Annotated in this window: 21 protein-coding genes; 18 read left to right on the top strand and 3 right to left on the bottom strand. The window is 73.6% G+C overall.

The features are described from left to right. Positions 1–6: 6 nt before the first annotated feature. On the top strand, positions 7–960 hold the full coding sequence (locus ACI78T_RS09455; protein ID WP_456557840.1) for an FHA domain-containing protein: 954 nt from the start codon (positions 7–9) through the stop codon (positions 958–960). Between the two features lie 71 nt (positions 961–1,031). Here ACI78T_RS09455 and glgX read toward each other — a convergent pair whose 3' ends face one another. Further along, positions 1,032–3,188 (bottom strand): glycogen debranching protein GlgX, encoded by a 2,157-nt coding sequence (gene glgX, locus ACI78T_RS09460; protein ID WP_456557841.1) that lies wholly within the window; start codon positions 3,186–3,188, stop codon positions 1,032–1,034. A 106-nt stretch (positions 3,189–3,294) separates the two neighbouring features. On the opposite strand from glgX, the gene ACI78T_RS09465 reads away from it, so the two are divergent. Next, positions 3,295–4,062: an ABC transporter ATP-binding protein gene (locus tag ACI78T_RS09465; RefSeq protein ID WP_456557842.1), complete on the top strand. Its 768-nt coding sequence runs from the start codon at positions 3,295–3,297 to the stop codon at positions 4,060–4,062. Between the two features lie 13 nt (positions 4,063–4,075). Here ACI78T_RS09465 and ACI78T_RS09470 read toward each other — a convergent pair whose 3' ends face one another. After that, positions 4,076–4,741, bottom strand: coding sequence for a GAP family protein (locus ACI78T_RS09470; RefSeq protein WP_456557843.1), 666 nt, complete (start codon positions 4,739–4,741; stop codon positions 4,076–4,078). An 82-nt stretch (positions 4,742–4,823) separates the two neighbouring features. On the opposite strand from ACI78T_RS09470, the gene ACI78T_RS09475 reads away from it, so the two are divergent. From ACI78T_RS09475 to ACI78T_RS09550, 16 genes are all read left to right on the top strand, one after another. Further along, positions 4,824–5,390 carry a TetR/AcrR family transcriptional regulator gene (locus ACI78T_RS09475; protein ID WP_456557844.1) on the top strand — a complete coding sequence of 189 codons (567 nt, stop codon included), beginning with the start codon at positions 4,824–4,826 and terminating at the stop codon, positions 5,388–5,390. 39 nt (positions 5,391–5,429) lie between these two features. After that, positions 5,430–6,215, top strand: coding sequence for an enoyl-CoA hydratase/isomerase family protein (locus ACI78T_RS09480; protein ID WP_456557845.1), 786 nt, complete (start codon positions 5,430–5,432; stop codon positions 6,213–6,215). 125 nt (positions 6,216–6,340) lie between these two features. Next, the gene (locus tag ACI78T_RS09485; protein ID WP_456557846.1) at positions 6,341–7,483 is read left to right on the top strand and encodes an ABC transporter substrate-binding protein; all 1,143 of its coding nucleotides are present in this window, start codon (positions 6,341–6,343) and stop codon (positions 7,481–7,483) included. Between the two features lie 59 nt (positions 7,484–7,542). Then, on the top strand, positions 7,543–8,391 hold the full coding sequence (locus ACI78T_RS09490) for an ABC transporter permease (RefSeq protein WP_456557847.1): 849 nt from the start codon (positions 7,543–7,545) through the stop codon (positions 8,389–8,391). Next, positions 8,388–9,266 (top strand): ABC transporter permease, encoded by an 879-nt coding sequence (locus ACI78T_RS09495; RefSeq protein WP_456557848.1) that lies wholly within the window; start codon positions 8,388–8,390, stop codon positions 9,264–9,266. Before ACI78T_RS09490 ends, ACI78T_RS09495 begins: the two co-directional genes overlap by 4 nt. Next, complete coding sequence (locus ACI78T_RS09500) at positions 9,263–10,357, top strand: ABC transporter ATP-binding protein (RefSeq protein WP_456557849.1); 1,095 nt, start codon at positions 9,263–9,265, stop codon at positions 10,355–10,357. Before ACI78T_RS09495 ends, ACI78T_RS09500 begins: the two co-directional genes overlap by 4 nt. Beyond that, positions 10,354–11,460 (top strand): L-cysteine desulfhydrase Cds1, encoded by a 1,107-nt coding sequence (gene cds1 / locus ACI78T_RS09505; RefSeq protein ID WP_456557850.1) that lies wholly within the window; start codon positions 10,354–10,356, stop codon positions 11,458–11,460. The genes ACI78T_RS09500 and cds1 overlap by 4 nt, the downstream gene beginning before the upstream one ends. A gap of 116 nt (positions 11,461–11,576) precedes the next feature. Continuing rightward, positions 11,577–12,356, top strand: coding sequence for an electron transfer flavoprotein subunit beta/FixA family protein (locus ACI78T_RS09510; protein WP_456557851.1), 780 nt, complete (start codon positions 11,577–11,579; stop codon positions 12,354–12,356). Between the two features lie 36 nt (positions 12,357–12,392). Next, positions 12,393–13,355, top strand: a complete 963-nt coding sequence (locus ACI78T_RS09515) for an electron transfer flavoprotein subunit alpha/FixB family protein (RefSeq protein ID WP_456557852.1) — start codon at positions 12,393–12,395, stop codon at positions 13,353–13,355. A 92-nt stretch (positions 13,356–13,447) separates the two neighbouring features. Further along, positions 13,448–14,827, top strand: a complete 1,380-nt coding sequence (locus ACI78T_RS09520) for an MFS transporter (RefSeq protein ID WP_456557853.1) — start codon at positions 13,448–13,450, stop codon at positions 14,825–14,827. Further along, positions 14,824–16,014 (top strand): cysteine desulfurase family protein, encoded by a 1,191-nt coding sequence (locus ACI78T_RS09525; protein WP_456557854.1) that lies wholly within the window; start codon positions 14,824–14,826, stop codon positions 16,012–16,014. The genes ACI78T_RS09520 and ACI78T_RS09525 overlap by 4 nt, the downstream gene beginning before the upstream one ends. Continuing rightward, positions 16,011–17,108: a tRNA 2-thiouridine(34) synthase MnmA gene (gene mnmA / locus ACI78T_RS09530; RefSeq protein WP_456557855.1), complete on the top strand. Its 1,098-nt coding sequence runs from the start codon at positions 16,011–16,013 to the stop codon at positions 17,106–17,108. The genes ACI78T_RS09525 and mnmA overlap by 4 nt, the downstream gene beginning before the upstream one ends. 141 nt (positions 17,109–17,249) lie before the next feature. Beyond that, positions 17,250–19,121, top strand: a complete 1,872-nt coding sequence (locus tag ACI78T_RS09535) for a bifunctional metallophosphatase/5'-nucleotidase (protein WP_456557856.1) — start codon at positions 17,250–17,252, stop codon at positions 19,119–19,121. Between the two features lie 34 nt (positions 19,122–19,155). Further along, a complete protein-coding gene (locus ACI78T_RS09540; protein ID WP_456557857.1) occupies positions 19,156–20,166 on the top strand; it encodes a methionine synthase in 1,011 nt (336 codons plus the stop codon). A gap of 56 nt (positions 20,167–20,222) precedes the next feature. Next, positions 20,223–22,379 (top strand): NAD-dependent DNA ligase LigA, encoded by a 2,157-nt coding sequence (gene ligA / locus ACI78T_RS09545; RefSeq protein ID WP_456557858.1) that lies wholly within the window; start codon positions 20,223–20,225, stop codon positions 22,377–22,379. A 30-nt stretch (positions 22,380–22,409) separates the two neighbouring features. After that, the gene (locus tag ACI78T_RS09550) at positions 22,410–23,333 is read left to right on the top strand and encodes an LLM class flavin-dependent oxidoreductase (protein ID WP_456557859.1); all 924 of its coding nucleotides are present in this window, start codon (positions 22,410–22,412) and stop codon (positions 23,331–23,333) included. Here ACI78T_RS09550 and ACI78T_RS09555 read toward each other — a convergent pair. Next, positions 23,330–24,748: an FAD-dependent oxidoreductase gene (locus tag ACI78T_RS09555; protein WP_456557860.1), complete on the bottom strand. Its 1,419-nt coding sequence runs from the start codon at positions 24,746–24,748 to the stop codon at positions 23,330–23,332. The genes ACI78T_RS09550 and ACI78T_RS09555 overlap by 4 nt on opposite strands. Between the last annotated feature and the right edge of the window lie 48 nt (positions 24,749–24,796).

The following is a 24,796-nucleotide window of genomic DNA, read 5'->3' on the forward strand; positions in this document are numbered from 1 at the left end:
GAGGCCATGCCTGACCGCTGTGAAGTGCTCCCCGGAGATTCTGTCGTCGCCCGCCGCGGCGGCGGACTGCTGTGGGTCGACGCTCCCGGCTCGCCCGCCCTCGTCGCGGCCCTGCACGCCTGCCTCGGTGTGTCCGGTCCCGGCGCCGACCGGGTGCTCGCCGCCGTCGCCGGACAGGTGAGCTCCCTCGCCCACGGGGCGGCCTCCTTCGCCCTCGTCGTCGCCGACCCCTCGACCGGCACGGGCGTCGCCCTGTGGTCCGGCAAGGGCCAGCCGGCCGTCGACGGCGTCCCGGTGTCCGGGTCGTCGGTCGAGGGCGGCACGCTCGCCTCCGGCTTCCAGCTGGGCCAGACGCTCTACGTCGGTCCCGGGCAGGCCGCGCCGCAGATGCCCCCGGGCGTGGCGTTCGACCTCGTCGAGGGCACGGTCCCCGGCTCGGGCGCCATGCTCCAGCTGGCCGCCTCCGCGCCTGCGTCCGCCGCTGCCCAGCCGGCCTCGGCGCCGTCCTTCAGCGCCGCGTCGGACGCCGGCTTCGGTTCGGGCTCCGGCTCCAGCCGGGTCGCGGCGCCGGACTCCGGTGAGCAGACCGCCTTCTGGCGACCGGACACCAAGGCGTCCGCGCCGGTGCTGCGGTTCGACGACGGCATGGTCGTCACCGTCGACGAGGACATCGTGCTGGGCCGCCGTCCCGACAACCACGAGATGGTGACCAGCGGCGGCGCCCGCCCGGTGCCGATCGCCGACACCCAGAACGTGCTGTCCTCGGCGCACGCCGCGTTGCAGCGCTCGGGCAGCGAGGTGTCGCTGATCGACCTCGGGTCGCTCAACGGCACCCACGTGGCCGGCCCCGAGGCGACGGAGTGGACGCAGCTCGAGCCGGGTGTCGCGCACCCGCTCTCGGACGGCGACCGCCTGCTCCTTGGTTGGACCGTCATCACGTTCGAGCAGCCCCAGGACTGACTCGGCACCAGCTCTGAACCACAGCGGCCCACAACCTCCCCGGTTGTGGGCCGCTGTGGTTCAACGGTGACTCAGGGACGGCGGAGCACTCGCAGCAGCCAGACGCAGCGGCTCGGCACCTCGACGGTCCCCGGGGCGACGATCGTCGTCTCCGGGGGAGTCCCGGTCGCGTACTCGGTCGAGACGACGAGCTCGTAGCCGTCCGCCCACGGGGCACCGGGCAGCTCGACGGTGACCGGGGCCGGCCCGGCGTGCAGCTGGACCAGGTACGAGTCGTCGACCACCGGCCGGCCGTGCTCGTCGCGGTGCCGGATCCCGCGGCCGTCCAGGTACATGCCGAGCGTCTGCAGGCCGGTGTCGAACCAGTCCTGCGTGGTGAGCTGGCCGCCGTCGGGCGCGAACCAGGCGAGGTCGCGCGTGCCCCCGGTGCCGGGCACCTCGTGCCCCTCGAAGAACGCCTCCTGCCGCAGGACCGGTGAGCCGCGGCGCAGGCGGATCAGCTGCGTGACGAACGTCCGCAGGTCGTCGTCGACGTCCTTCCAGTCCATCCAGGACACCTCGTTGTCCTGGCAGTAGGCGTTGTTGTTGCCCTGCTGCGTGCGGCCCAGCTCGTCGCCGGCGGTGAGCATCGGGACGCCGGTCGAGAGCAGCAGCGTCGCCAGGTGGTTGCGCACCTGCCTGGCCCGCAGCGCGGTGACGTCGGGGTCGACGGTCGGACCCTCGACGCCGCAGTTCCAGTTCCGGTTGTGGCTCTCGCCGTCCCGGTTGTCCTCGCCGTTGGCCTCGTTGCGCTTGTGCTCGTAGGTGACCAGGTCGGTCATCGTGAACCCGTCGTGCGCCGTCACGAAGTTGATGGAGGCGAAGGGCCGCCGCCCGTCGGAGCGGTAGAGGTCCGACGAGCCGGTCAGCCGGTAGGCCAGGTCGCGGACGCCGACGTGCGCCCCCGACCAGACGTCGCGCACGGTGTCGCGGTACTTGCCGTTCCACTCCGTCCACGGCGGCGGGAAGTTGCCCACCTGGTAGCCGCCGGGCCCGACGTCCCACGGCTCGGCGATCAGCTTCACCTGGCTGACCACCGGGTCCTGGTGCACGACGTCGAAGAAGGCCGAGAGCCGGTCGACGTCGTGCATCGAGCGGGCGAGCGCCGAGGCGAGGTCGAACCGGAAACCGTCGACGTGCATCTCGTTCACCCAGTAGCGCAACGAGTCCATGAGCAGCGCCAGGACGGCCGGACGGCGGACGTCGAGGGTGTTCCCGCAGCCGGTGTAGTCGGTGTACCGGCCGTGGTTGCCGCCGTCGAGCCGGTAGTAGCCGGCGTTGTCGATGCCCTTGAAGGACAGGGTCGGGCCGGTGTGGTCGCCCTCGGCGGTGTGGTTGTAGACGACGTCGAGGATCACCTCGATGCCGGCGGCGTGGAGCTCCTTGACCATCGTCTTGAACTCGACGACCTGCCCACCGCCGCTGCCCGAGGCGCTGTACGCGGCGTGCGGCGCGAAGTACCCGAGGGTGTTGTAGCCCCAGTAGTTGGTCAGCCCGCGGCGGAGCAGGTGCGGCTCGCTGACGAACTGGTGCACCGGCAGCAGCTCCACCGCCGAGACCCCGAGCGACTGCAGGTGCTCCACGAACGCGGGGTGCGCGAGGCCTGCGTACGTGCCGCGCAGGTGCGCGGGGACGTCGGGGTGCGCCGCGGTGGCGCCCTTGACGTGCACCTCGTAGATGACGGTGTCCGACCACGGGGTGCGCAGCGGTCGGTCGCCGTCCCAGGGGAAGGGGTCGTGGACGACGACGCCGCGGGGCACGTACGGCGCGGAGTCGTGGTCGCAGGGGCCCCCGTCGCCGTTGTCGCCGGTGTACCCGAACAGGGACGGGTGCAGGGTCACGTCGCCGTCGACGGCGCGGGCGTAGGGGTCGAGCAGCAGCTTCGCGGGGTTGTACCGCTGGCCGGCGCCCGGGTCGTAGGGGCCGTGGACGCGGTAGCCGTAGCGCTGGCCGGGGCCGACGCCGGGCACCCGGCCGTGCCACACCTGGTGGGTCGTCTCCTCGAGCCGGTGGCGGTGCTCGGTGCCGTCGGCGTCGAACAGGCACAGGTCGACCGCCTGGGCGCCGGACGACCACAGCGCGAAGTTCGTGCCGGTCCCGTCCCAGACGGCGCCGAGCGGTGACGGGGTGCCCGGCAGCACCTCCCGCGCGCGTTCGCTGCCGGTGCGGTCGGTGCCGGGTCCGCTCATGCCGTGATCGTGCCAACTCCGTCGCCGATGCGTGCGCAGGTGCGGCGTCCCGGGTTGGTTGGATGGGGGCGTGTCGAGCCCCACTGCCGATGAGGCGGTTGTCCGGATGACCGGTGTCGACGTCGTGCGGGGTGAGAACTTCCTGCTCCGCGGCGTCGACTGGACCGTCGAGGCGGAGCACCGGTGGGTGGTCCTCGGCCCGAACGGGGCGGGCAAGACGACGCTGATGCAGCTGGCCGCCGCGCAGCTGCACCCCACCCGGGGCGAGGTCCGGCTCCTGGGGGAGACCCTCGGCGCGGTCGACGTGTTCGAGCTGCGGCCGCGGATCGGGATCACCAGCGCCGCGCTGGCCCAGCGGATCCCGCCGTCGGAGACCACCGGCGACATCGTCGTCTCCGCGGGCTACGCGGTGGTCGGTCGGTGGCGGGAGCGCTACGACGTCCACGACCTCACCCGCGCCGGGATGCTCATGGAGCAGTGGGGTGTCGCGCAGTACGCGCACCGCCCGTTCGGCACGCTCAGCGAGGGCGAGCGCAAGCGCGCGCAGATCGCCCGCGCGCTCATGCCCGACCCCGAGCTGCTGCTGCTCGACGAGCCGGGTGCCGGCCTCGACCTGGGCGGCCGGGAGGACCTCGTCGCCCGGCTGTCGGACCTCGCGAAGTACCTCTACGCGCCGGCCCAGGTGCTGGTCACGCACCACGTCGAGGAGATCCCGCCGGGGTACACCCACGCGCTGCTCCTCCGGGACGGTGAGGTGGTCACCTCCGGCCCGGCGGACGACGTCCTCACGCCCGAGGCGTTGTCGGAGACGTTCGGGCTGGGACTCTCCCTGGAGCGGCGGAACGGCCGCTTCACCGCCCGCCGCGCGGCCTGACCGCCCCGCCGCGTCAGGCAGTGGCGGCGATCGCGGCGGCGCCGACGGACAACAACGCCAGGCCGGCCGCGACGGGCAGGCTGCGCGGCACGGTGCGTTCCCGGCCGATGCGGTCGTAGACCCGCGCGAGCCGGCGCCGGACCCGCTCGCCGTGCAGCATGCCGAGGAGCAGCAGGACGAGGCAGGGCAGGCAGTAGACGACGGCGTAGACGGCCAGCACCGGGATCGCCGTGGTGCTCGGGACGCCGGCTGCCACCAACCGCTCGATGGCGACCAGGTACGGGAAGGCGTTGGGCAGGTCGGCTCCGGTGACGAGCACCCCGATCGGCGCCGCGGTCCAGGGCGAGAACCAGGACGGCAGCTCGACGGCGCCCCTCCGCCGCTCGCGCAGCCGTCTGACGGCGGCGACCAGCAGCGCGAGGGCGGCGAAGGCGAACGCGAGCCGGCGGACCCAGACCAGTCCGCCGGTCACCGCCGATGCCGCGGCGCCGGCCGAGAGGAAGACCGCCGTCCCCATCGCCAGCACGACGGCGTAGGCGCCGAGCACGAACGCGAGCGCCGACAGCACCGGGCGGTGCACGGGCGACAGCAGTATGAGGGCGACTCCGGCGATCGTCGCCGGGTTGAGGGAGTCGAGGGCCGCCAGGCCGGCGATGCCCTTGGCGAGCCCGGGAGTCATCAGAGGAGTACGTCGACCGGAGCCATGAGACGAGCATAGCTCGTCTGAGACTCCAGCGTCTCACAGCGGGTAGGATGGGCGCATGTCGTCCGACTCCGTCGCGGAAGCCGCCTCGCGTCTGCTGGCCGTCCGACCCGCGGCGTCGATGGCGGAGGTGGCAGCTGCGGCCGGCATCAGCCGCGCCACGCTCTTCCGCCGGTTCCCCTCTCGGGCGGCCCTCGTCGAAGAGCTCGGCAGACGCGCCGTCGTGGCCTACACCTCGGCCGTCGACGCAGCCCGGCCGGAGGAGGGGCAGGCGACGGAGGCACTGCTGCGGCTTCTCGGGCAGCTGGCGGGCCTGGCCCCCGGCTACGGGCTGCTCGCACTGCAACCCCTGGGCGAGCCGGTCGAGGCCGACCTGCTCGAACTCGCCACCGCAGCCGACGACCGCGTGCGCCGTCTCGTGCACCGGGGACAGGAGGCGGGCGACTTCCGGGTCGACCTGCCGGCCGAGTGGGTCCTCTCCTCGGTCACCTGGCTCGTCGTGGCCGCCGCGGACGGTGTCCGACTCGGGCGGCTGGCGCCGAGGGACGTCGAGCGCCTGGTGTGCACGACCGTCCTCGACGGTCTGCGCCGACGGGACGGAGAGGCGGCCACCGGCTCTGGCTAAGGTCGCGGCGACGACGTCGTCGGTTCAGGAGGCCCGCACATGGCAGCGCCCGAGTTCGTGACCCTGCAGGTCGATGAGGGGGTCGGCACGATCCGCCTCGACCGGCCGAAGATGAACGCGATCGACGAGCAGCTGCACCAGGAGGTGCGGGTCGCGGCGATGGAGGCGACCGAGCGCGCCGAGGTCCGCGCCGTCGTCCTCTACGGCGGCGAGCGGGTGTTCGCCGCCGGCGCCGACATCAAGGCGATGTCCCAGCTCGACGGCACCGGCATGACGGCGTGGGGCCGCGAGCTGCAGAACTCGTTCCGCACCGTCGCCCGCATCCCGAAGCCGGTCATCGCCGCGATCACCGGCTACGCCCTGGGCGGCGGATACGAGCTGGCGCTGTGCGCCGACTTCCGGGTCCTCGGCGCGAGCGCCAAGATCGGCCAGCCCGAGATCCTGCTCGGCGTCATCCCCGGCGCCGGGGGCACCCAGCGGCTGGCCCGGCTGGTCGGCCCGGCCAAGGCGAAGGACCTCGTGTTCACCGGCCGGCACGTCGGCGCGGAGGAGGCGCTCGAGATCGGCCTCGCCGACGCCGTGGTCCCGGACGACGAGGTCTACTCGACCGCCGTGGCCATGGCCAAGAAGTTCGCCGCGGGCCCGCCCCTGGCCCTGGCTGCCGCGAAGCGGGCCATCGACGAGGGGCTCGACCGCAGCCTCGACGAGGGGCTCGCCCTGGAGACCGAGCTGTTCGCCGGTCTCTTCGACACCGAGGACCAGAAGACCGGCATGCGGTCGTTCCTCGAGAACGGCCCGGGAAAGGCGCAGTTCAGCGGTCGCTGACTCTTCACGCGACGTTCGTGTGCCGTAACCGCCCAGGGTCGGGCGACGTCCGCCACAATCTCGACGCCGGCCGCCCAGCGTCAACGGGGCACTGGGCAGGCCCGGCGCCACCCCCAGGAGGACACGTGCGACGAACCACCCTGCGGACCGCGGTCGCGGTCGTCACGGCCGGGCTCACCCTCACCGCGTGCGGCTCGGGCGACGACGGCGGCTCCGGGGGCAGTGGGTCCGACGCCGCGACCGCCACGTCGGCCGAGGACTTCGGCGGCATGGACGCGCTGATCGAGGCCGCGCAGGAGGAGGGCACGCTCAACGTCATCGCGCTGCCCCGCGACTGGGCGAACTACGGCGAGATGCTCGACACCTTCAGCGAGAAGTACGACATCGAGATCAACGAGGCGAACCCGACCGGTACCAGCCAGGACGAGCTCAACGCGGTGGAGAGCCAGAAGGGCCAGGACCGCGCCCCCGACGTCCTCGACCTCGGCACCGCGTTCGCCCGGCAGGCGCAGGCCCAGGACCTGACCGCCCCGTACCAGGTCGAGACCTGGGACGAGATCCCCGAGGGCCAGAAGGACCTCGACGGCCACTGGTTCAACGACTACGGCGGCTACATCTCGATCGGCTGCAACGCCTCGGTGATCGCCGAGTGCCCGACGTCGTTCGCCGACCTGCTCGACCCCCAGTACGCCGGCAAGGTCGCGCTCAACGGCAACCCGACCCAGGCCGCGGCGGCGTTCGCGGGTGTGTGGGCGGCCTCCCTGGCCAACGGCGGGGACCTCGACGACATCGGCCCGGGCATCGACTTCTTCAAGCAGGTCAAGGACGTCGGCAACTTCAACCCGGTCGAGATCACCCCGGCGACCATCCAGAGCGGCGAGACGCCGATCTCCATCGACTGGGACTACCTCAACGCCGCGCAGACCGAGACGTTCGCCGCGGACGGCGTCGAGTGGCAGGTCAACGTACCGACCGACGGGCTCTTCGGCGGCTACTACAGCCAGGCGATCAGCAAGTTCGCCCCGCACCCGGCGGCCGCCCGGCTCTGGCAGGAGTTCCTCTACAGCGACGAGGGCCAGAACATCTGGCTCAAGGGTGGCGCCCGGCCGGTCCGGCTGCCCGCGATGGAGGAGGCCGGCACGGCCGACACCGAGGCGCTGTCCGCGCTGCCCTCCGTCGAGGGGACGGCGGAGTTCCCGACCCAGGAGCAGGAGACCGCTGCCCAGCAGGTCGTCGCCGAGCGCTGGAACGCGGAGATCTCGGGCTGAGTACCGCAGCCCCGGCCACGGTCGCGCCGGTCCCTCGCGGGAGGGGCCGGCGCGGCCGCGTGCTCGCCGTGCTCGGCGCCGTGCCGTTCTTCCTCTACGTGGCCGTCTTCCTGCTCCTGCCGATCGCCGTCATGTCGGTCGAGGCGTTCCGTGCGGTCGACCCGGTCACGTTCGAGGAGTCCTGGTCCACCGACTCCATCCGCACGGTCACCGAGGGGGCGTACCGGCGCGCCTACGTCGGCAGCCTGCAGCTCTCGCTGATCACCGCGGTGCTCGGCGCGGCACTGGGGCTGGCCCTCGCGGTGGCCATCCTGCGCTCCCGCCGCGGCCTGCTGCTGCGCCGGATGGTGCTCACGGCGTCCGGCGTCCTCGCGAACTTCGGCGGCATCCCGCTGGCGTTCGCCTTCATCGCCACCATCGGCACGAGCGGGGTGGTCACCGCCCTCCTCACCGACACGCTCGGTCTGGGCCTCGGCGGCTTCTCGCTCTACTCGATGACCGGGCTCGCGCTGGTCTACCTCTACTTCCTCATCCCGCTCATGGTCCTGACGATCATCCCGGCGCTGGAGGCGCTGCGGCCGCAGTGGCGCGAGGCCTCGGACAACCTCGGCGCCAGCGGCTGGCAGTACTGGCGGCACGTCGGCGGACCGGTGCTCGCCCCGCCGGTCATCGGCGCCACCATGCTCCTGTTCGCCTCGGCCTTCGCCGCGTACGCCACCGCGCGGGCGCTGGTCGGCAGCAGCATCCCGCTCGTCACGCTGCAGATCGCCGACGCGCTGTCGAGCAACGTCGTGGTCGGGTCGGAGAACCTGGGCAAGGCCCTCGCCCTGGGCATGGTCGTGCTCATCGGCCTCGTGATGCTCTTCTACGCCTGGGTGCAGCGCCGCACGTCGCGGTGGCTGTCGTGACGGCGCTGGCGGAGGGCGTCGCCGGAGCGGGCAGCGTCGCACCCGAGACCCCGGTCCGCCCCGGACGGCGGGGGAGCGGTGCCTGGCGCACCGTCGTCCTCGTCGTGCTGGGGCTGTACTTCCTCGTGCCGATCGTCGCGTCGATCTGGTTCACGATCCGCGAGCGGGACGGCGTCTCGCTGGGCACCTACGCCGAGATCCCCGGCGCCGAGGGGTTCGCGGAGGCGTTCACCCGCTCGCTGGTGCTGGCCGGCCTGACGGTGGCCCTCGCGCTGCTGCTCATGGTGCCGACCGTCGTCCTGGTGAACCTCCGGCTGCCCCGGCTGCGCACGACGGTCGAGCTGCTCACGCTGCTGCCCCTCGTGCTCCCGCCGATCGCGCTCGTCGTCGGCGTGCGCAGCGTGCTGGCCTGGGCGCCGGACCACTTCTTCGGGACGCCGCTGGCCGAGGTGTTCTTCGCCCTCCAGGAGCCGGCGCTGCCCTGGATCCTCGTGCTCGTCTACGTGGTCCTGGCGCTGCCGTTCGTCTACCGAGCCCTCGACGCCGGCGTCCGGGGGGCCGACCTGCGCACCCTCACCGAGGCGGCCCGCAACCTCGGCGCCTCGTGGCCCCGCGTGATCGTCTCCGTGGTGCTGCCGGTGCTGCGGACGTCGGTGCTCAACGCCTCGTTCCTGACCTTCGCCCTCGTGATGGGCGAGTACACGATCGCGGTGATCCTGGGCTTCGAGACGTTCCCCACCTGGATCGTGCGCATCTCGGGCTCCCAGGCCCAGCTGTCGGTCGCCGTCTCGGTGCTGTCGCTGCTCGTCACCTGGCTGCTGCTGCTGCTCATCTCCGCGCTGGACCGCCGGCGCGGCACGAAGGAGACCTCATGACCGCCGTGTCCGCTCAGGTCCTCGGCCCGGCCGGCCTCCGGGACCGGCCGGGTGTGCCCATCCGGCTCGAGGGCCTGACCCGCCGGTACGGCTCGGTGGTGGCGCTGGACGGCCTCGACATGAACATCGCCGGCGGCGAGTTCCTCGCGCTGCTCGGACCCTCCGGCTGCGGCAAGACGACGGCGCTGCGGGCCATCGCCGGCTTCGACCAGCCCGACGAGGGCCGGTTGCTGGTCGACGGCAAGGACGTCACCGGCGTCCCGGCCAGCAAGCGGGACATGGGGATGGTGTTCCAGGCCTACAGCCTCTTCCCGAACCTGACCGTTGCCGAGAACGTGGCCTTCGGCCTGCGCGTGCGGCGGCGGCCGAAGCCGGAGCAGACGGCCCGGGCGGCCGAGCTGCTCGAGCTGGTCGGGCTGGCCGACCGCGCGGCCCGGTACCCGCACCAGCTCTCCGGTGGTCAGCAGCAGCGCGTCGCCCTGGCCCGGGCGCTGGCAGTGGCGCCGCAGGTGCTGCTCCTCGACGAGCCGCTGTCGGCGCTCGACGCGCAGGTGCGGGTGCAGCTGCGCGAGGAGATCCGGCGCATCCAGCTCGAGCTCGGCATCACCACGGTCTTCGTCACCCACGACCAGGCGGAGGCGCTCTCCGTGGCCGACCGGGTGGGCGTGCTGCGCAGCGGCCGGCTGGAGCAGGTGGCCACGCCGGACGAGCTCTACGAGCGGCCCGCGACGGCGTTCGTCGCGGAGTTCGTCGGCACGATGAACCGGGTGCCGGCGCGGCTCTCCGGTGGGGAAGTGCAGCTGCTCGGCGTGCGCCGGCCGCTCGCGGGCGGGGCGCCGCCGTCGGGCGGCGTCGTCGCGCTCCTGCGGCCGGAGGCGCTGGTGGTGACGGCGGACCCGGCCGGGAACGGCCGCGTGGTGACCCGGACGTTCTCCGGCGCCTCGACCCGTGTGCTCGCCGCGCTGCCCGACGGTGTGGAGGTGCGGATCGACGTCGCCAGCGCGACCAGCGGCGACCTCACCCCCGGGACGGCCGTGACCGTCACGCCCGCCGAGCGGCCGGTGCTCGTCGTCCCGGAGGAACCGGAGTGACCCGGCCCGGCGACGTCGACCGCTCGGACCCGGCCGGGCGGGCCTGGGTCGACCGGGCGGTCGCGATCGTCGAGGCCGACGCCCGGCGCAGCGCCGACACGCACCTGCTGGTCTACCCGCTGCCGCCGGAGTGGGGGGTCTCGCTCTACCTCAAGGACGAGTCGACCCACCCGACCGGCAGCCTCAAGCACCGGCTGGCCCGCTCGCTGTTCCTCTACGGCCTGTGCTCCGGGCAGATCGCCGAGGGCAGCACGGTGGTGGAGGCCTCCAGCGGCTCCACCGCGGTCAGCGAGGCCTACTTCGCCCGCATGCTCGGGCTGCCGTTCGTCGCCGTCATGCCCGCCTCGACCAGCCCCGAGAAGGTCGAGCTGATCGAGTTCCACGGCGGGCGCTGCCACTTCGTCGAGCACGCGCCGGACATCTACGAGGAGGCTCGGCGCCTGGCGGCGGAGTGCGGCGGCCACTACCTCGACCAGTTCAGCAACGCCGAGCGGGCCACCGACTGGCGCGGCAACAACAACATCGCCGAGTCGATCTTCAGCCAGCTCGCGCTGGAGCGGCACCCGCTGCCGGAGTGGGTGGTCGTCGGCGCGGGAACCGGCGGGACGAGCGCCACGATCGGCCGTTACCTGCGGTACCGGCGGTTGCCGACCCGGCTGGCCGTCGTCGACCCGGAGGGCTCCTCCTTCTTCCCCGGCTGGCGCGACCGGGACCCCGCGGTCGCGACCGGTCGCTCCTCGCGCATCGAGGGGATCGGCCGGCCACGGGTCGAGCCGTCGTTCGTGCCGACGATCGTCGACCGCATGATCTGCGTCCCCGACGCGGCGTCGCTGGCCGCAATGCGGGAGCTCGAACGGGCGACCGGGCGGCGGGCCGGCGGGTCGACCGGCACGAACCTGTGGGGTGCCTTCCAGCTGGTCGCGGAGATGGTCGCCGCGGGGCGGACGGGCAGCGTCGTCACCCTGCTGTGCGACGGCGGCGAGCGGTACGCGCACACGTACTACTCCGACGAGTGGGTGGCCGGCCAGGGTCTGGACCTGGCCCCGCACGCCGCCACGCTGCGGCGATTCGCGACCACGGGGGAGTGGGCGCCGGCGGGGTGAGGTGGGTCACCGCACCTGCGCCCCGCGGCAGCGTTACCAGCCAGTAACATCCATGATCGGAGCCAGGCGGGCCCGCGTGCCCGCATCCTGAACGCGTCCTGAGGAAGGTCAGCGCGATGAACATCGTCGTTCTTGTGAAGCAGGTCCCGGACTCGGGGAGCGAGCGCAAGCTGGACCCGGCGGACAACACCGTCGCCCGCGCCTCGGCCGACAACGTCATCAACGAGATGGACGAGTACGCCATCGAGGAGGCGCTCCTCGTCCGCGACCGGGAGGGCGGCGAGGTCACCGTCCTGACCGTCGGCCCCGACTCGGCCACCGACGCCATCCGCAAGGCGCTCTCGATGGGCGCGGACAAGGCCGTGCACGTCGTCGACGACGCCATCCACGGGTCCTGCGCGGTGCAGACGTCCGCCGTCATCGCCGCCGCCCTCAAGCAGCTCGAGTACGACCTCGTGCTCTGCGGCGCGGAGGCCACCGACGCGCAGCTGTCCGTGATGCCCGCGCTGGTCGCCGAGCGGCTGAACATCCCGCAGCTGTCGGGTGCCCGCAAGCTCACCGTCGAGGGCGGCATGGCGAAGATCGAGCGGCAGACCGACGGCGGCTACTGGGCCGTCGAGGCGCCGCTGCCGGCCATCGTGTCCACCTGGGACACCATCAACGAGCCGCGGTACCCCTCGTTCAAGGGGATCATGGCCGCCAAGAAGAAGCCGGTGGAGACCAAGTCCCTGGCCGACCTGGGCCTCGACGCCTCGACCGTCGGCCTGGCCAACGCCACCAGCAAGGTGCTCGACTTCGCCGGCCGCCCGCCGAAGGGCGAGGGCGTCAAGGTCAACGACGAGGGCGACGGCGCCCAGAAGTTCGTCGAGTTCCTCGCCAGCCAGAAGATCGTCTGAGCCCGGCCCGGATCGAAGGAAGAGGAGCACACACCCATGGCAGAGATCCTGGTCCTGGCCGAGCTGAACCCGGCCGGCGGCGGCGTCCGCAAGACCACCCTGGAGGCCTTGACCGCGGCCCGCGCGCTCGGTGAGCCGTCGGCCGTCGTCCTCGGTGCCCCCGGCACGGCGGCGAGCGTGAAGGACGCGCTGGCCGAGTACGGCGCGGCGAAGGTCTACGTGGCCGAGTCCGAGGACGTCGACAACTACCTCGTCGCCCCCAAGGCCGAGGTGCTGGCGCAGCTGGTGCAGGAGAAGTCCCCGGCCGCCGTCGTCATCCCGTCCTCCCCGGAGGGCAAGGAGATCGCCGGTCGCCTCGCCATCAAGACCGGCAGCGGCTTCCTGACCGACGTCACCGAGATCGCCGCCGACGGCACCGCCACCCAGGTGGCCTTCGCCGGGCAGACGATCGTGCACTCGCAGGTGACCGTCGGCACCCCGATCTACACCCTGCGCGGCAACTCGGTCACCCCCGAGCCGGCCCCCGCGGCCGCCGCCGAGGAGACCGTCTCGGTCTCGGTCTCCGACCAGGCGAAGCTCGCCCGCGTCGTCGACCGGGTCGTCGAGCAGAAGAGCAGCCGTCCCGAGCTCACCGAGGCCTCGATCGTCGTCTCGGGTGGTCGCGGTGTGGCCAGCGCCGAGAACTTCTCGATCATCGAGGCCCTGGCCGACTCGCTCGGTGCGGCCGTCGGCGCCTCCCGTGCCGCGGTCGACTCCGGCTTCTACCCGCACAGCTTCCAGGTCGGGCAGACCGGCAAGACCGTGTCGCCGCAGCTCTACGTCGCGGTCGGCATCTCCGGTGCCATCCAGCACCGCGCCGGCATGCAGACCTCGAAGACCATCGTGGCCATCAACAAGGACCCCGAGGCCCCGATCTTCGAGCTCGCCGACTTCGGCGTCGTGGGCGACCTGAACACCGTCGTCCCGGCGGCCACCGAGCAGATCACCGCCCGGAAGTAAGGCACCTCGTCGAGCGCCGGTCCCCTGCGGGGGGCCGGCGCTCGACGCGTCTTCCGGGGAAGCACGCGCAGCGGAACGGAGTTGGGCGGGACGTGGCCGAGGCGAGCATCTGGGACGCCGCCCACCGGCGGACGACGATCGGGCTGCTGACCCTCGTCACGCTGGTCGCCTTCGAGGCGATGGCCGTCGGGACGGCGATGCCGCGCGCGGTCGCCGAGCTCGACGGGGTCGCCTGGTACGCCTGGACCTTCAGCGCCTTCCTCATCACCTCGGTCGTCGGCATGGTGGTCGGCGGGGAGGTGGGGGACCGGCGGCCGCCCAAGCCGGGCGTCCTCGCCGGGGTGCTCGTGTTCGCCGTCGGCCTGGTGATCGCCGGGGTCGCCCAGCACATGGCCGTCCTCGTCCTCGGCCGCGCTGTGCAGGGCCTGGGCGCCGGCGTGGTGATCGTGCTGCTCTACGTGATCGCCGGCCAGGCGTACTCGGCGCGGCTGCGCCCCCGCCTGTTCGGCGCCTTCGCCGCGGGCTGGGTGCTGCCCGCGCTGCTCGGCCCCCTGGCGGCGGGGCTGGTCACCACCCACGTCGGCTGGCGCGCCGTCTTCCTCGGGCTGGTGCCCCTGGTCGCGGTGGGGCTCGCCCTCCTCCTCGCCGGGGATCCGGGAGCCGCACCCGCCACGGACGGCCCTCCCCGCCGCAGCAAGGCCGGCTGGGCGCTGCTCGCCGGCGCCGGCATCGCCGCCGTGCAGTACGCCGGGCAGCGGCTCGACCTGCTCGCCCTCGCCATCGCGGTCGCGGGCGCCACGGCCCTCGCCCTGGCGCTGCGCCGGCTGCTGCCGCGCGGCACCGTCCGGGCCCGCCCGGGCATCCCCGCCGTCGTCGCGGCCCGCGGCCTGCTGGCCGGGGCCTTCTTCGGCCTGGACGCCCTGCTGCCGTTCGTCCTGACCGAGCATCACGGGTGGAGCGCCGCGACCGCCGGGCTGCCGCTCACCGCCGGGGCCGTCGGCTGGGTGGTCGCCGCGCAGCTCCAGGGACGGCGGCCCGACGTCCCGCGCCAGCGCGTGCTGCGCGCCGGGTGCCTCGTGCTCGCCGCCGGTCTGGTCGCCACCGCGACCACGGCGATCCCGGCGCTGGGCGGCTGGCCCGCCTACCTCACGTGGGCGGTCGCCGGCGTCGGCATGGGCCTGAGCATGCCCAGCATCGGCGTGCTGCTGCTCGACCAGTCGCCGGAGAGCGAGCGCGGGGCGAACTCGGCCGCCCTGCAGATCTCCGACGTCACCGCCTCGGCCCTGTGCGTCGGGCTCGCCGGTGTCCTGGTCGCGGGGGCCGCCGACAGCGGCGGACCGCTGTGGCCCGCGGTGGTCGCGGCGGTCGCCGCCCTGACGGTCCCGGCGCTGCTCGGCGTCCGGGTCGCCGCCCGCACGGTCCCGCCCGACCGGACCGCCTCAGCGGGCGCGTCTACCCTTGCGGCGTCATGACGTATCTCGACCACGCGGCGACCACGCCGGTGCTGCCCGAGGTGCTCGCGGCCATGACCGAGCAGCTGGGCCGGGTCGGGAACGCCTCCTCCCTGCACGCCAGCGGGCGGGCCGCGCGGCGCGCCGCCGAGCAGTCGCGCGAGCGCTTCGCCGAGGCGCTGGGCGCGCGCCCGTCCGAGGTGCTCTTCACCGGCGGCGGCACCGAGAGCGACAACCTGGCCGTCAAGGGCATGTTCTGGGCCCGCCGGCAGGCCGACTCACGCCGCCGCCGCATCGTCGTCAGCCCCGCCGAGCACCACGCCGTCCTGGACAGCGTCGAGTGGCTGGCCAAGCACGACGGCGCGGAGATCACCTGGCTGCCCGTCGAGCCGAGCGGCCGGGTGCTGCCGTCGGCGATGGCCGACGCGCTCGGGGACGGGGACGACGTCGCCCTGGCCAGCGTCATGTGGGCCAACAACGAGATCGGCACCGTCAGCGACATCCCGGCGCTGGCCGCCGTGGCGCACGAGGTCGGCGTGCCGATGCACACGGACGCCGTCCAGGCCGTCGGCCAGGTCCCGGTGGACTTCGAGGCCAGTGGCGTCGACGCGCTCACCATGACCGGCCACAAGCTGGGCGGCCCCATGGGCGCCGGTGCGCTGCTGCTGCGCCGCGACGCCGAGTGCACCCCGCTGCTGCACGGCGGCGGCCAGGAGCGCGACGTGCGCTCGGGCACGCTGGACGTCGCTGCGATCGTGGGGCTGGCGGTGGCCACGGTCGCGACCGTCGGGTCCCGCGAGGAGCGCGCCGGTCGCCTGCGCGCACTGCGGGACCGGCTCGTCGCCGGCGTCGTGGCCCAGGTGCCCGACGTCGAGCTCAACGGCGCCCCGCTCGACGACCTGGTGAACGGCGGGCCGGGCCGGCTGCCCGGCAACGCGCACCTGTCGTTCCCCGGCGCGGAAGGCGACGCCCTGCTGATGCTCCTCGACGCCCGCGGGATCGAGTGCTCGACCGGCTCCGCCTGCAGCGCGGGGGTCGCCCGGCCCAGCCACGTGCTGCTGGCCACGGGGGCGGACGCCGACCTCGCCCGCAGCTCGCTGCGGTTCTCCCTCGGGCACACGTCGACCGACGCGGACGTCGACGCCGTCCTCGAGGTCATCGCGCCCGTCGTGGAGCGTGCCCGGCGCGCGGGGCTGAGCCGGCGATGAGGGTCCTCGCCGCGATGAGCGGGGGAGTCGACTCCGCCGTGGCCGCCGCGCTCGCCGTGGACGCCGGTCACGACGTCACGGGCGTGCACCTGGCGCTGTCGCAGAACCGGCAGACGCTGCGCAGCGGTTCCCGCGGGTGCTGCAGCGTCGAGGACGCCCACGACGCGCGCCGGGTGGCCGACGAGCTCGGCATCCCGTTCTACGTCTGGGACCTCGCCGACCGGTTCACCGAGGACGTCGTGGACGACTTCGTCGCCGAGTACGCGGCCGGCCGGACGCCGAACCCGTGCCTGCGCTGCAACGAGAAGATCAAGTTCTCCGCGGTGCTCGACCGCGCGCTGGGACTGGGGTTCGACGCCGTCGTCACCGGCCACCACGCGCGGCTCGTGGACGGCGAGCTGCGGCGCTCGGTCGACGCCGCCAAGGACCAGTCCTACGTGCTCGGCGTCCTGACGCCCCAGCAGCTGGCCGCCGCGGTGTTCCCCCTGGGCTCCATGACCAAGGAGCGGGTGCGGGAGATCGCCGCCGAGCGCGGGTTCGCCGTCGCGGCCAAGCCCGACTCGCACGACATCTGCTTCATCCCGGACGGCGACACCCGCGGGTTCCTCGCGCGGAAGCTGGGGAGCATGCCCGGTCCGGTCGTCGACGCGGCCACCGGCCGCCAGGTGGGCGAGCACGACGGCACCTACGGCTTCACGGTGGGCCAGCGGCGCGGGCTCGGGGTCGCCGTCGGCGACCAGCGGCCCCGCTACGTGCTCGGCATCGAGCCGGTGACCCGCACGGTGACGGTGGGGACGGCCGACCTGGCGGGTGTCCGCGCGGTGCGGACCGGTGTCCCGAGCTGGACCGGTGAGGCCCCTGATCTGCCGGTCACCGCCCAGGTCCAGGTGCGGGCGCACGCGGCCCCGGTGGACTGCCGGGTGAGCGCGGACGACGACGGCGGGCTGCTGATCGAGTTCGCGGAGGAGCAGCGCGGCGTCGCTCCGGGGCAGTCGGCGGTGCTGTACGAGCCCGACCCCGTGCGCGGCGACCGGGTGCTCGGGCAGGCCGCCGTGCGGACGGCGCGTGAACGTGAAGAAACGGTTCGTCACTGACTCTTGGCATTGTCACAGCCAACAGCTAGCTTCGTCCCGAGCCGCTTCCTGAGCGTGACTACTTAGCTCGGCTCCGTACATACCGCCTGTCCAGGCCATCCCCGGGGATGGCCTGTTCCCGCATGTCCTCGGAGGACCCCCTTGCGCAGAACGCGCCTCTCGCTGGCTGCCGCCGTCGCGGCCGCCACGACGGTCGGCCTCGTCGCCGCCCCCACCACGGCGTCCGCGGCTCCCAAGCCGAAGGACCCCGTCAACGTCCAGCTGATCGCGATGAACGACTTCCACGGGCGGATCGCGAACACGGCGGGCGCCGACTCGCAGCAGATCACCGCGCCGGGCCCCGACGGTGTCTACGGCACCCCGGACGACGTCGTCGAGATCGTCGGCGGCTCCGCGAACGTCGCGGCCACCGTCGAGCGGCTGCAGTCGTCGTTCGCCGCCCAGAACAGCCACAAGTCGGGCTCGTACTTCGTGGGCGCCGGCGACCTCGTCGGCGCGACGCCGTTCGAGTCGGCCGTCTTCAAGGACGAGCCGACCATCGAGATCCTCAACGCGATGGGGATGGACGTCTCCTCCGTCGGCAACCACGAGTTCGACCGCGGCTCCGAGGAGCTCCGCCGGATCTCCGGTGCCACCGATGGCACCTACACCGACGACGTCGTGGCCTGCCCCGAGACGCTGGAGGGCGAGCCGTTCGTCGTCGGCACCGACGGCTGCTTCGGCAACGGCGAGGGCCACGACTTCCACGGCGCGGAGTTCCCGTACCTGGCCGCCAATGTGCTCGACCGCGCGACCGGCCAGCCGGCGCTGCCGCCGTACCAGGTCTTCGACATCCCGGGTGGCAGGAAGATCGCCCTGATCGGCGTGGTCACCGAGACGACGCCGTCCATCGTCGACGCGGCCGGCATCGCCGACGTGCGCGTCATCGACGAGGCCGAGGCCGTGAACAAGTGGGTCCCGGTCCTGCAGCGCCGCGGCGTCGAGGCGATCGGTGTCCTCGTGCACGAGGGCGGTGAGCAGACCGGGTCGCAGAAGGCCAACCCCAACGGTTGCGACACCCTGACCGGCCCGATCGTCGACATCAACAACCGCATCGCGAACGCGGTCGACCTCATCGTCAGCGCGCACACCCACTCCGCCTACGACTGCACGCTGGCGGTGCCCGGCGGTCAGCCCCGCCTGGTCACCTCGGCGGGCTACTACGGCCGTCTGGTCTCCGACATCCGGCTGACCCTGGACGGCCGCACCGGTGACGTCATCCGCACCGGCGCCGCCTACGGCGCCACCAACGTCCCGGTCACCCGCACCGAGTCGGACGCGGACGTGCAGGCGATCGTCGACTACTGGGTCGCGAAGTCGGCCGTGACCGGCAGCCGCGTCGTCGGTTCGGCGACGGCGGACATCATGAACTCGGCATCGGCCCAGCGGCCCTTCGAGCAGCCGATCGGCAACCTGATCGCGCAGGCCCAGCTCGAGGCGCTGCAGTCCGACGTCTACGGCAGGCCGGTGATCGCGCTCATGAACCCCGGCGGCGTCCGGGCGAACATCCTCGCCGGTGAGGTCACCTATGCCGAGGTGTTCGCCGTCCAGCCGTTCGGCAACTACACCGGGGCCATGACGGTGTCCGGTGCCACGCTGGACAACCTGCTGGAGCAGCAGTACCAGCAGGACCCGGACGGTGCGGCCGGCCCGAACAACGCCGGTCCCCGCGGGACCCGGCTGACGTTCGGCACGAGCGAGGGCTTCGCCTGGTCCTACGACCTGAGCAAGCCCTACGGCGAGCGGGTGCCGGACAACTCGATCACGCTGAACGGGGTCACCATCGACCCGGCGGCGAACTACCGCATCGCGGTGAACTCCTTCCTCGCTGCCGGCCAGGACGGCTTCACCGAGTTCCGCAACGGCACGAACTACGTGACCGGGCCGGTCGACGTCGATGCCCTCGAGGCCTACATCGCGGCGAACTCGCCGATCGGCCCTCCGCCGGCGAACCACGGCACCCAGGTGGGCTGACCGACCGGCGACACGTGGCGGCTAACGTCGCCGCGTGAGCTCCGAGCACGGCGACCAGAGGCCGGTCCCCACGACGTGGGGACCGGCCTCCGGCGTCGGGTCGCTGCCCGGTACCGACGCCGCCGAGGCGGTGCGGCTGGTCGTCGGCGAGCTGCCCGACTTCGCGCACCTGCCCGAGCTGCCCGGTCGCGGGGCCGGGGCCGACATGATCGGCCGGACCGCGGCCCTCCTCGTCGACCTCGCCGTCGACCTGACCCCCGCCGGCTGGCGGCTGGTCCCGCGGGGCGGCATCGACCAGCGGCGCGCTGGGGAGTTCCTCGCGCGGGACCTGGACGCCCTGTACGACGTCGCCGACAGCTGGGACGGTCCCTTCAAGGTGCAGGCCGCGGGCCCGTGGACCCTGGCGGCGGGTCTCGAGCGCACCCGCGGCGACCGAGCGGTCGTCGACGCGGGCGCCCGGCGCGACCTGGCGCAGTCCCTCGCCGAGGGCCTGGCCCAGCACGTGGCCGCCGTCCGGGCCCGTGTGCCGGGCGCCCGGGTGGTCGTCCAGCTCGACGAGCCGTCCGTCCCCGCCGTCCTCCAGGGCGCCCTGCCCACCGCCAGCGGTTTCGGCAAGCTTCCGGCCGTCGAGGCGACCGTCGTCGAGCAGGAGCTGACCGAGCTCATCGGTGCGCTCGGCGTCCCGGTCGTCGTGCACTGCTGCGCGCCGCGGATGCCGCTCGACCTCTTCCGGGCCGCCGGGGCTGCCGGGCTCTCGTTCGACCTCGGCCTCGTGCAGGACCTCGACGCCGTCGGCACCGCGATCGACGCCGGCACGCACCTGTTCCCGGGCGTCGTCCCCGGCACCGACACCACGCTGCCGCCACCCAAGGCGACGGCGTCCCGCGTGCAGGCGTGGTGGCGCGAACTCGGCTTCCCCGCCGACGACCTCGCCGGGGCGGTGACGTTGACGCCGGCCTGCGGGCTGGCGGGCGCCACACCGGCCTACGCGCGCTCGGCGATGGCGCACGTCCGCGAGGCCGCGAAGTACCTCCAGCCGGAGTAGCCCCTCCCGGGGGAACAGCCGGTTGACCGTCGTACCCGCCGGATACGGTCTGCCCTGTGAGCACCACGCCCATCGACGAGACGGCCGAGCTCGACACCCCCGAGGTCGCCGCCGCGACGGACCGCGAGGACGTCACCGAGGTCCCCGACGACGCGCGGACGCGGCACCGGGACCTGTCGGAGGAGCTGGACCGCTACGCGTTCGCGTACTACGTGCGCGATCAGCCGCTGGTCAGCGACGGCCAGTACGACGAGCTCATGAACGAGCTCAAGGCGATCGAGGCGGCGCACCCGGCGCTGGTGACGCCGGACTCGCCCAGCCAGAAGGTCAACGGCGGGTTCACCGCCGAGGCGACCTTCGCGCCGGTGCAGCACCTCGAGCGCATGCAGAGCCTCGACAACGCGTTCTCCAGCGACGAGCTCTCCGCGTGGGCGGCTCGTGTGGAACGCGAGGGCGCCGCCGGGGCGAGCTACCTGTGCGAGCTGAAGGTCGACGGCGTCGCCGTCGCGATCGTCTACGAGAACGGCCGCATGGTCCGGGCGGCCACCCGGGGCGACGGGACGACGGGGGAGGACGTCACCGCCAACGTCCGCACCATGGAGAACGTCCCGCAGCAGCTGACCGGTGACGACGTCCCCGAGCTGCTCGAGGTCCGCGGCGAGATCTACTTCCCGGTGGCCGGCTTCGCCGACGTCAACGCCGGCCTGGTGGAGGCCGGGAAGGCGCCGTTCGCCAACCCCCGCAACGCGGCCGCCGGCTCTCTCCGGCAGAAGGACCCGAAGGTCACCGCCTCCCGCCCGCTGCGCCTGGTCGTGCACGGCGTCGGCGCGCACCGCGGCTTCGACGTCGACCGCCAGTCGGCGGCGTACGACCGGCTCCGCGAGCTGGGCCTCCCGGTGAGCGATCGGTACCGCGTGGTGGACGACCTGGAGGCGGTCTGGGCCTACATCGAGGCGACCAAGGAGCAGCGGCACTCGGTCGAGCACGAGATCGACGGCGTCGTGGTGAAGGTCGACCAGTACGCCCTGCAGCGCCGGCTCGGGTCCACCTCGCGCGCACCCCGCTGGGCGATCGCCTTCAAGTACCCGCCGGAGGAGGCGACCACCAAGCTCCTCGACATCCGCGTCAACGTCGGCCGGACCGGCCGCGTCACGCCCTTCGCCTACATGGAGCCGGTGAAGGTGGCCGGCTCGACGGTCCAGCTGGCCACGCTGCACAACGCCAGCGAGGTCAAGCGCAAGGGCGTGCTCATCGGGGACACCGTCGTCATCCGGAAGGCCGGCGACGTCATCCCGGAGGTGCTCGGCCCCGTCGTGGCCGCCCGCACCGGCGACGAGCGCGAGTTCGTCATGCCCACGCACTGCCCGGAGTGCGGCACGGAGCTGCGGCCGGAGAAGGAGGGCGACGCCGACATCCGCTGCCCGAACTCTCGATCGTGCCCCGCGCAGCTCCGGGAGCGGGTCTTCCACGTCGCCGGCCGGGGGGCCTTCGACATCGAGAACCTCGGCTACGAGGCGGCGATCGCGCTGCTCCAGAGCCATCTCCTGCAGGACGAGGGCGACCTGTTCTTCCTCGACCAGGAGCAGCTGCAGCGCTCGTCCTTCTTCACGAAGAAGGACGGCACCCTCTCGGCCAACGGGGCGAAGCTGCTCACCAACCTGCAGACCCGCAAGGACGTCCCGCTCTGGCGGGTCCTGGTTGCCCTCTCCATCCGGCACGTCGGGCCGACGGCCGCCCAGGCGCTGGCCCGTGACTTCCGTTCGCTCGACCGGATCATCGAGGCGTCCGAGGAGGAGCTCGCGGCCGCCGACGGCGTCGGGCCGACCATCGCGAGGTCGATCCGCGACTGGTTCGACGTCGACTGGCACCGCGAGCTGGTCGAGAAGTGGCGCGCCGCCGGCGTCCGCATGGCCGACGAGGGCGAGGACGCCGGACCGGGGCCGCTCACCGGCGTCACCGTCGTCGTCACCGGCTCGCTGCGCGACTACAGCCGCGACCAGGCGACCGCGGCCATCCAGGAGCGGGGCGGCAAGGTCACCGGCTCGGTCTCGAAGAAGACCGGCTTCGTCGTCGTCGGCGCCGATCCGGGCAGCAAGTACGACAAGGCGGTCCAGGTGAAGGCCCCGATCCTGGACGACGACGGATTCCGCGTCCTGCTGGAGGATGGTCCCGACGCCGCCCGCGAGGTGGCGACGATCGGCGACGGGGGCTGACGACCGCGCGATCCGGGAGGCGGTGCGGCCATGGACCTCGGTGTGCACCTGCCGCTGGCCGACCTGGGCCAGGGCCTGCCGAGCGGTGCGGAGCTCCGGGCCTACACCGCAGAGGCGCGCGACCTCGGCTTCGCGCTCGTCTCGGCCAACGACCACCTCGTGTGGCGCCGCCCGTGGCTGGACGGTCCGACGACGCTGGCGAGCGTCGTCGGCAGCGCCGGCCGGATGACCCTGGCGACCACCATCGCCCTGCCCGCCGTCCGGCACCCGGTCGTGCTGGCCAAGGCGATCGCCTCGCTCGCGGTGGTCTCCGAGGGCCCCGTCGTCGCCGGTCTCGGTCCCGGGTCCTCCGCCGACGACTACCGCGCCGTCGGGGTGCCGTTCGAGGAGCGCTGGGCGCGCTTCGACGAGGCGCTGCGCCTGGTCCGCGCGCTGCTGCGCGGTGAGCCGGCCGCCGACGGCGCCTGGTACCGCGCCGGAGGGCTCCGGCTCGACCCGCTCCCGGCGAGGGCGCCGGAGGTCTGGTTCGGCAGCTGGGGATCGGACCTCCGGCTCCGCCGCATGGCCGAGGCCGCGGACGGCTGGTTCGCGTCCGCCTACAACACGACGCCGGAGCGGTTCGCCGACGCCCGCGCCCGGCTGGACGGGCACCTGGCGGCGGCGGGCAGGGATCCCGCGACCTTCCCCGACGCCGTCGCCACCGCCTGGTCCTACGTCACCGACGACGCCGGTGCCGCGGCCCACGTGCTCCGCGAGATCCTCGCCCCGCTGCTGGGCCGCGACCCCGACGAGCTGGCCGCGCAGCTGCCCGTCGGGAGCCCGCGGCACTGCGTCGACCTGCTGATCGCGTACGCGGCCGCAGGCGCCCGGCAGGTGGTGCTGTGGCCGGTCCGCGATCCCCGCCGGCAGCTGGAGGTGCTCGCCGAGCAGGTCCGTCCCCAGCTCCCCGTCTAACTCCCCAGAACGGCCAGCAGCTCGGCGCGGTCGGGGCCGGGCAGCGGGTAGCGGGGGGCGCCCGCGCCGAGGGTCATGATCCGCCCGGCTACCGCGGGGTCGGCGAACAGCTGGGCCGGCGTCGCGAGGAGGGCGCCGATGCTCGTGCCCATCCGCACGGCGTCGTGGTCGACCGCACCCGCCGCGGTCAGGGCCCGGGTCATGGCCCAGCCGGGGTCGTCGGTCTCGTACGGCACACCGCTGGCGTCGCCGGCCAGCTCGGCCAGGCGGTGCCGGTCGAAGGCCAGCGTCATCCGGTACAGCGGCTCGACCTCGGCGGCGGTCACCTCGTCGAAGCGGCGGACCAGCTTCTCCGCCTCGACCGCGGGCACCTCGCGCAGCAGGTGCTGCAGCGCCCGCGCGTGCACCAGGCCGATCGACAGGCCGCGGCCCAGCGCCGGGTTGGTGAAGGCCCAGGAGTCGCCCACGGCGACGACCCCGGTCGCCACCGGCTCGCCGTCGACGACGAACCGCCGGCGGCGGTCCTCCAGCCCGGCCATCACGTCCACGCCGGTGATCGGCTCGGCCCCGCGGGCGCCCGAGCCCCAGTGCGCGGCCAGGGGGTAGCGGGAGAGCACCGCCTGCCAGACGTCCGGATCGCGCAGCGCCCGCAGCTGCCGGTCCGCGGATCCGGTGACCAGGCCGACTGCCCAGGTGCCGTCGTCGGCGGGGAGGGTCACCAGGGTCAGCGAGTCGTAGTGCTGCAGGAGCCGGGTCAGGACGGCGGGCTGCGCGTCCGCGGGACCGCGGAAGTGACGCCCGTAGTAGACGAACCCGGCCGGCTCGCGCTCCTCGACGGGCCTGCGCGCCCCCGCGGCGGCCAGCCACTCGGGCAGCCGCGACTTGCGGCCGGTGCAGTCGACCACCAGGTCGGCTCGCACCGTCGTCCCGTCGGCCAGCCGCACGCCCTCGACGTGGGGCGCCCCGGGGAGGACCGGTTGCCCGGTCGCCAGTCCGGCGACGCCGGCACCGCGCACGACCGCGAGCCCCGGCGTCCGGTCGGCCACCGCCGCGACGGCGGCCTCGAGCACCGGCCGCCGCGCGGTGACGGTGTCGTACTGGCGGTCGTCCTCGCGCAGCGCTCCGCGCACCCGTTCGGGCAGCATCGCGATCATGTTGAGCGGGCGCCCGCCCCTCGCGACCAGCTCGTCGACCACCTCCGGGAGCGACTCCTCCATCTCCCGGTGCCAGCGCGGCAGGACGAAGTGCAGCTGCCGGAACTGGCTCACGCCGGGGCGCTGCCAGCCCGCCCACGGCTCGGGTCCCGGCGGGTCCGGGTCCCGCTCGAGGACTGTCACCTCGTGCCCGTCCCGCGCCAGCAGCATCGCCGTCGTCAGCCCGTTCATGCCGGCTCCGAGCACCACCACCGTGGCCATGTCCGTCTCCTCTCTCGGGGGTGTGCCGAGAGGGTGGTGACGGGAGGT

The sequence above is a fragment of the Blastococcus sp. SYSU D00922 genome (assembly GCF_054050495.1).

Bases quoted from the DNA above. Each gene is read 5' to 3' on its own strand.
- ACI78T_RS09455 (WP_456557840.1), top strand. From the start codon at position 7: ATGCCTGACCGCTGTGAAGTGCTCCCCGGAGATTCTGTCGTCGCCCGC.
- glgX (WP_456557841.1), bottom strand. From the start codon at position 3,188: ATGAGCGGACCCGGCACCGACCGCACCGGCAGCGAACGCGCGCGGGAG.
- ACI78T_RS09465 (WP_456557842.1), top strand. From the start codon at position 3,295: ATGACCGGTGTCGACGTCGTGCGGGGTGAGAACTTCCTGCTCCGCGGC.
- ACI78T_RS09470 (WP_456557843.1), bottom strand. From the start codon at position 4,741: ATGACTCCCGGGCTCGCCAAGGGCATCGCCGGCCTGGCGGCCCTCGAC.
- ACI78T_RS09475 (WP_456557844.1), top strand. From the start codon at position 4,824: ATGTCGTCCGACTCCGTCGCGGAAGCCGCCTCGCGTCTGCTGGCCGTC.
- ACI78T_RS09480 (WP_456557845.1), top strand. From the start codon at position 5,430: ATGGCAGCGCCCGAGTTCGTGACCCTGCAGGTCGATGAGGGGGTCGGC.
- ACI78T_RS09500 (WP_456557849.1), top strand. From the start codon at position 9,263: ATGACCGCCGTGTCCGCTCAGGTCCTCGGCCCGGCCGGCCTCCGGGAC.
- ACI78T_RS09510 (WP_456557851.1), top strand. From the start codon at position 11,577: ATGAACATCGTCGTTCTTGTGAAGCAGGTCCCGGACTCGGGGAGCGAG.
- ACI78T_RS09515 (WP_456557852.1), top strand. From the start codon at position 12,393: ATGGCAGAGATCCTGGTCCTGGCCGAGCTGAACCCGGCCGGCGGCGGC.
- ACI78T_RS09525 (WP_456557854.1), top strand. From the start codon at position 14,824: ATGACGTATCTCGACCACGCGGCGACCACGCCGGTGCTGCCCGAGGTG.
- mnmA (WP_456557855.1), top strand. From the start codon at position 16,011: ATGAGGGTCCTCGCCGCGATGAGCGGGGGAGTCGACTCCGCCGTGGCC.
- ACI78T_RS09550 (WP_456557859.1), top strand. From the start codon at position 22,410: ATGGACCTCGGTGTGCACCTGCCGCTGGCCGACCTGGGCCAGGGCCTG.
- ACI78T_RS09555 (WP_456557860.1), bottom strand. From the start codon at position 24,748: ATGGCCACGGTGGTGGTGCTCGGAGCCGGCATGAACGGGCTGACGACG.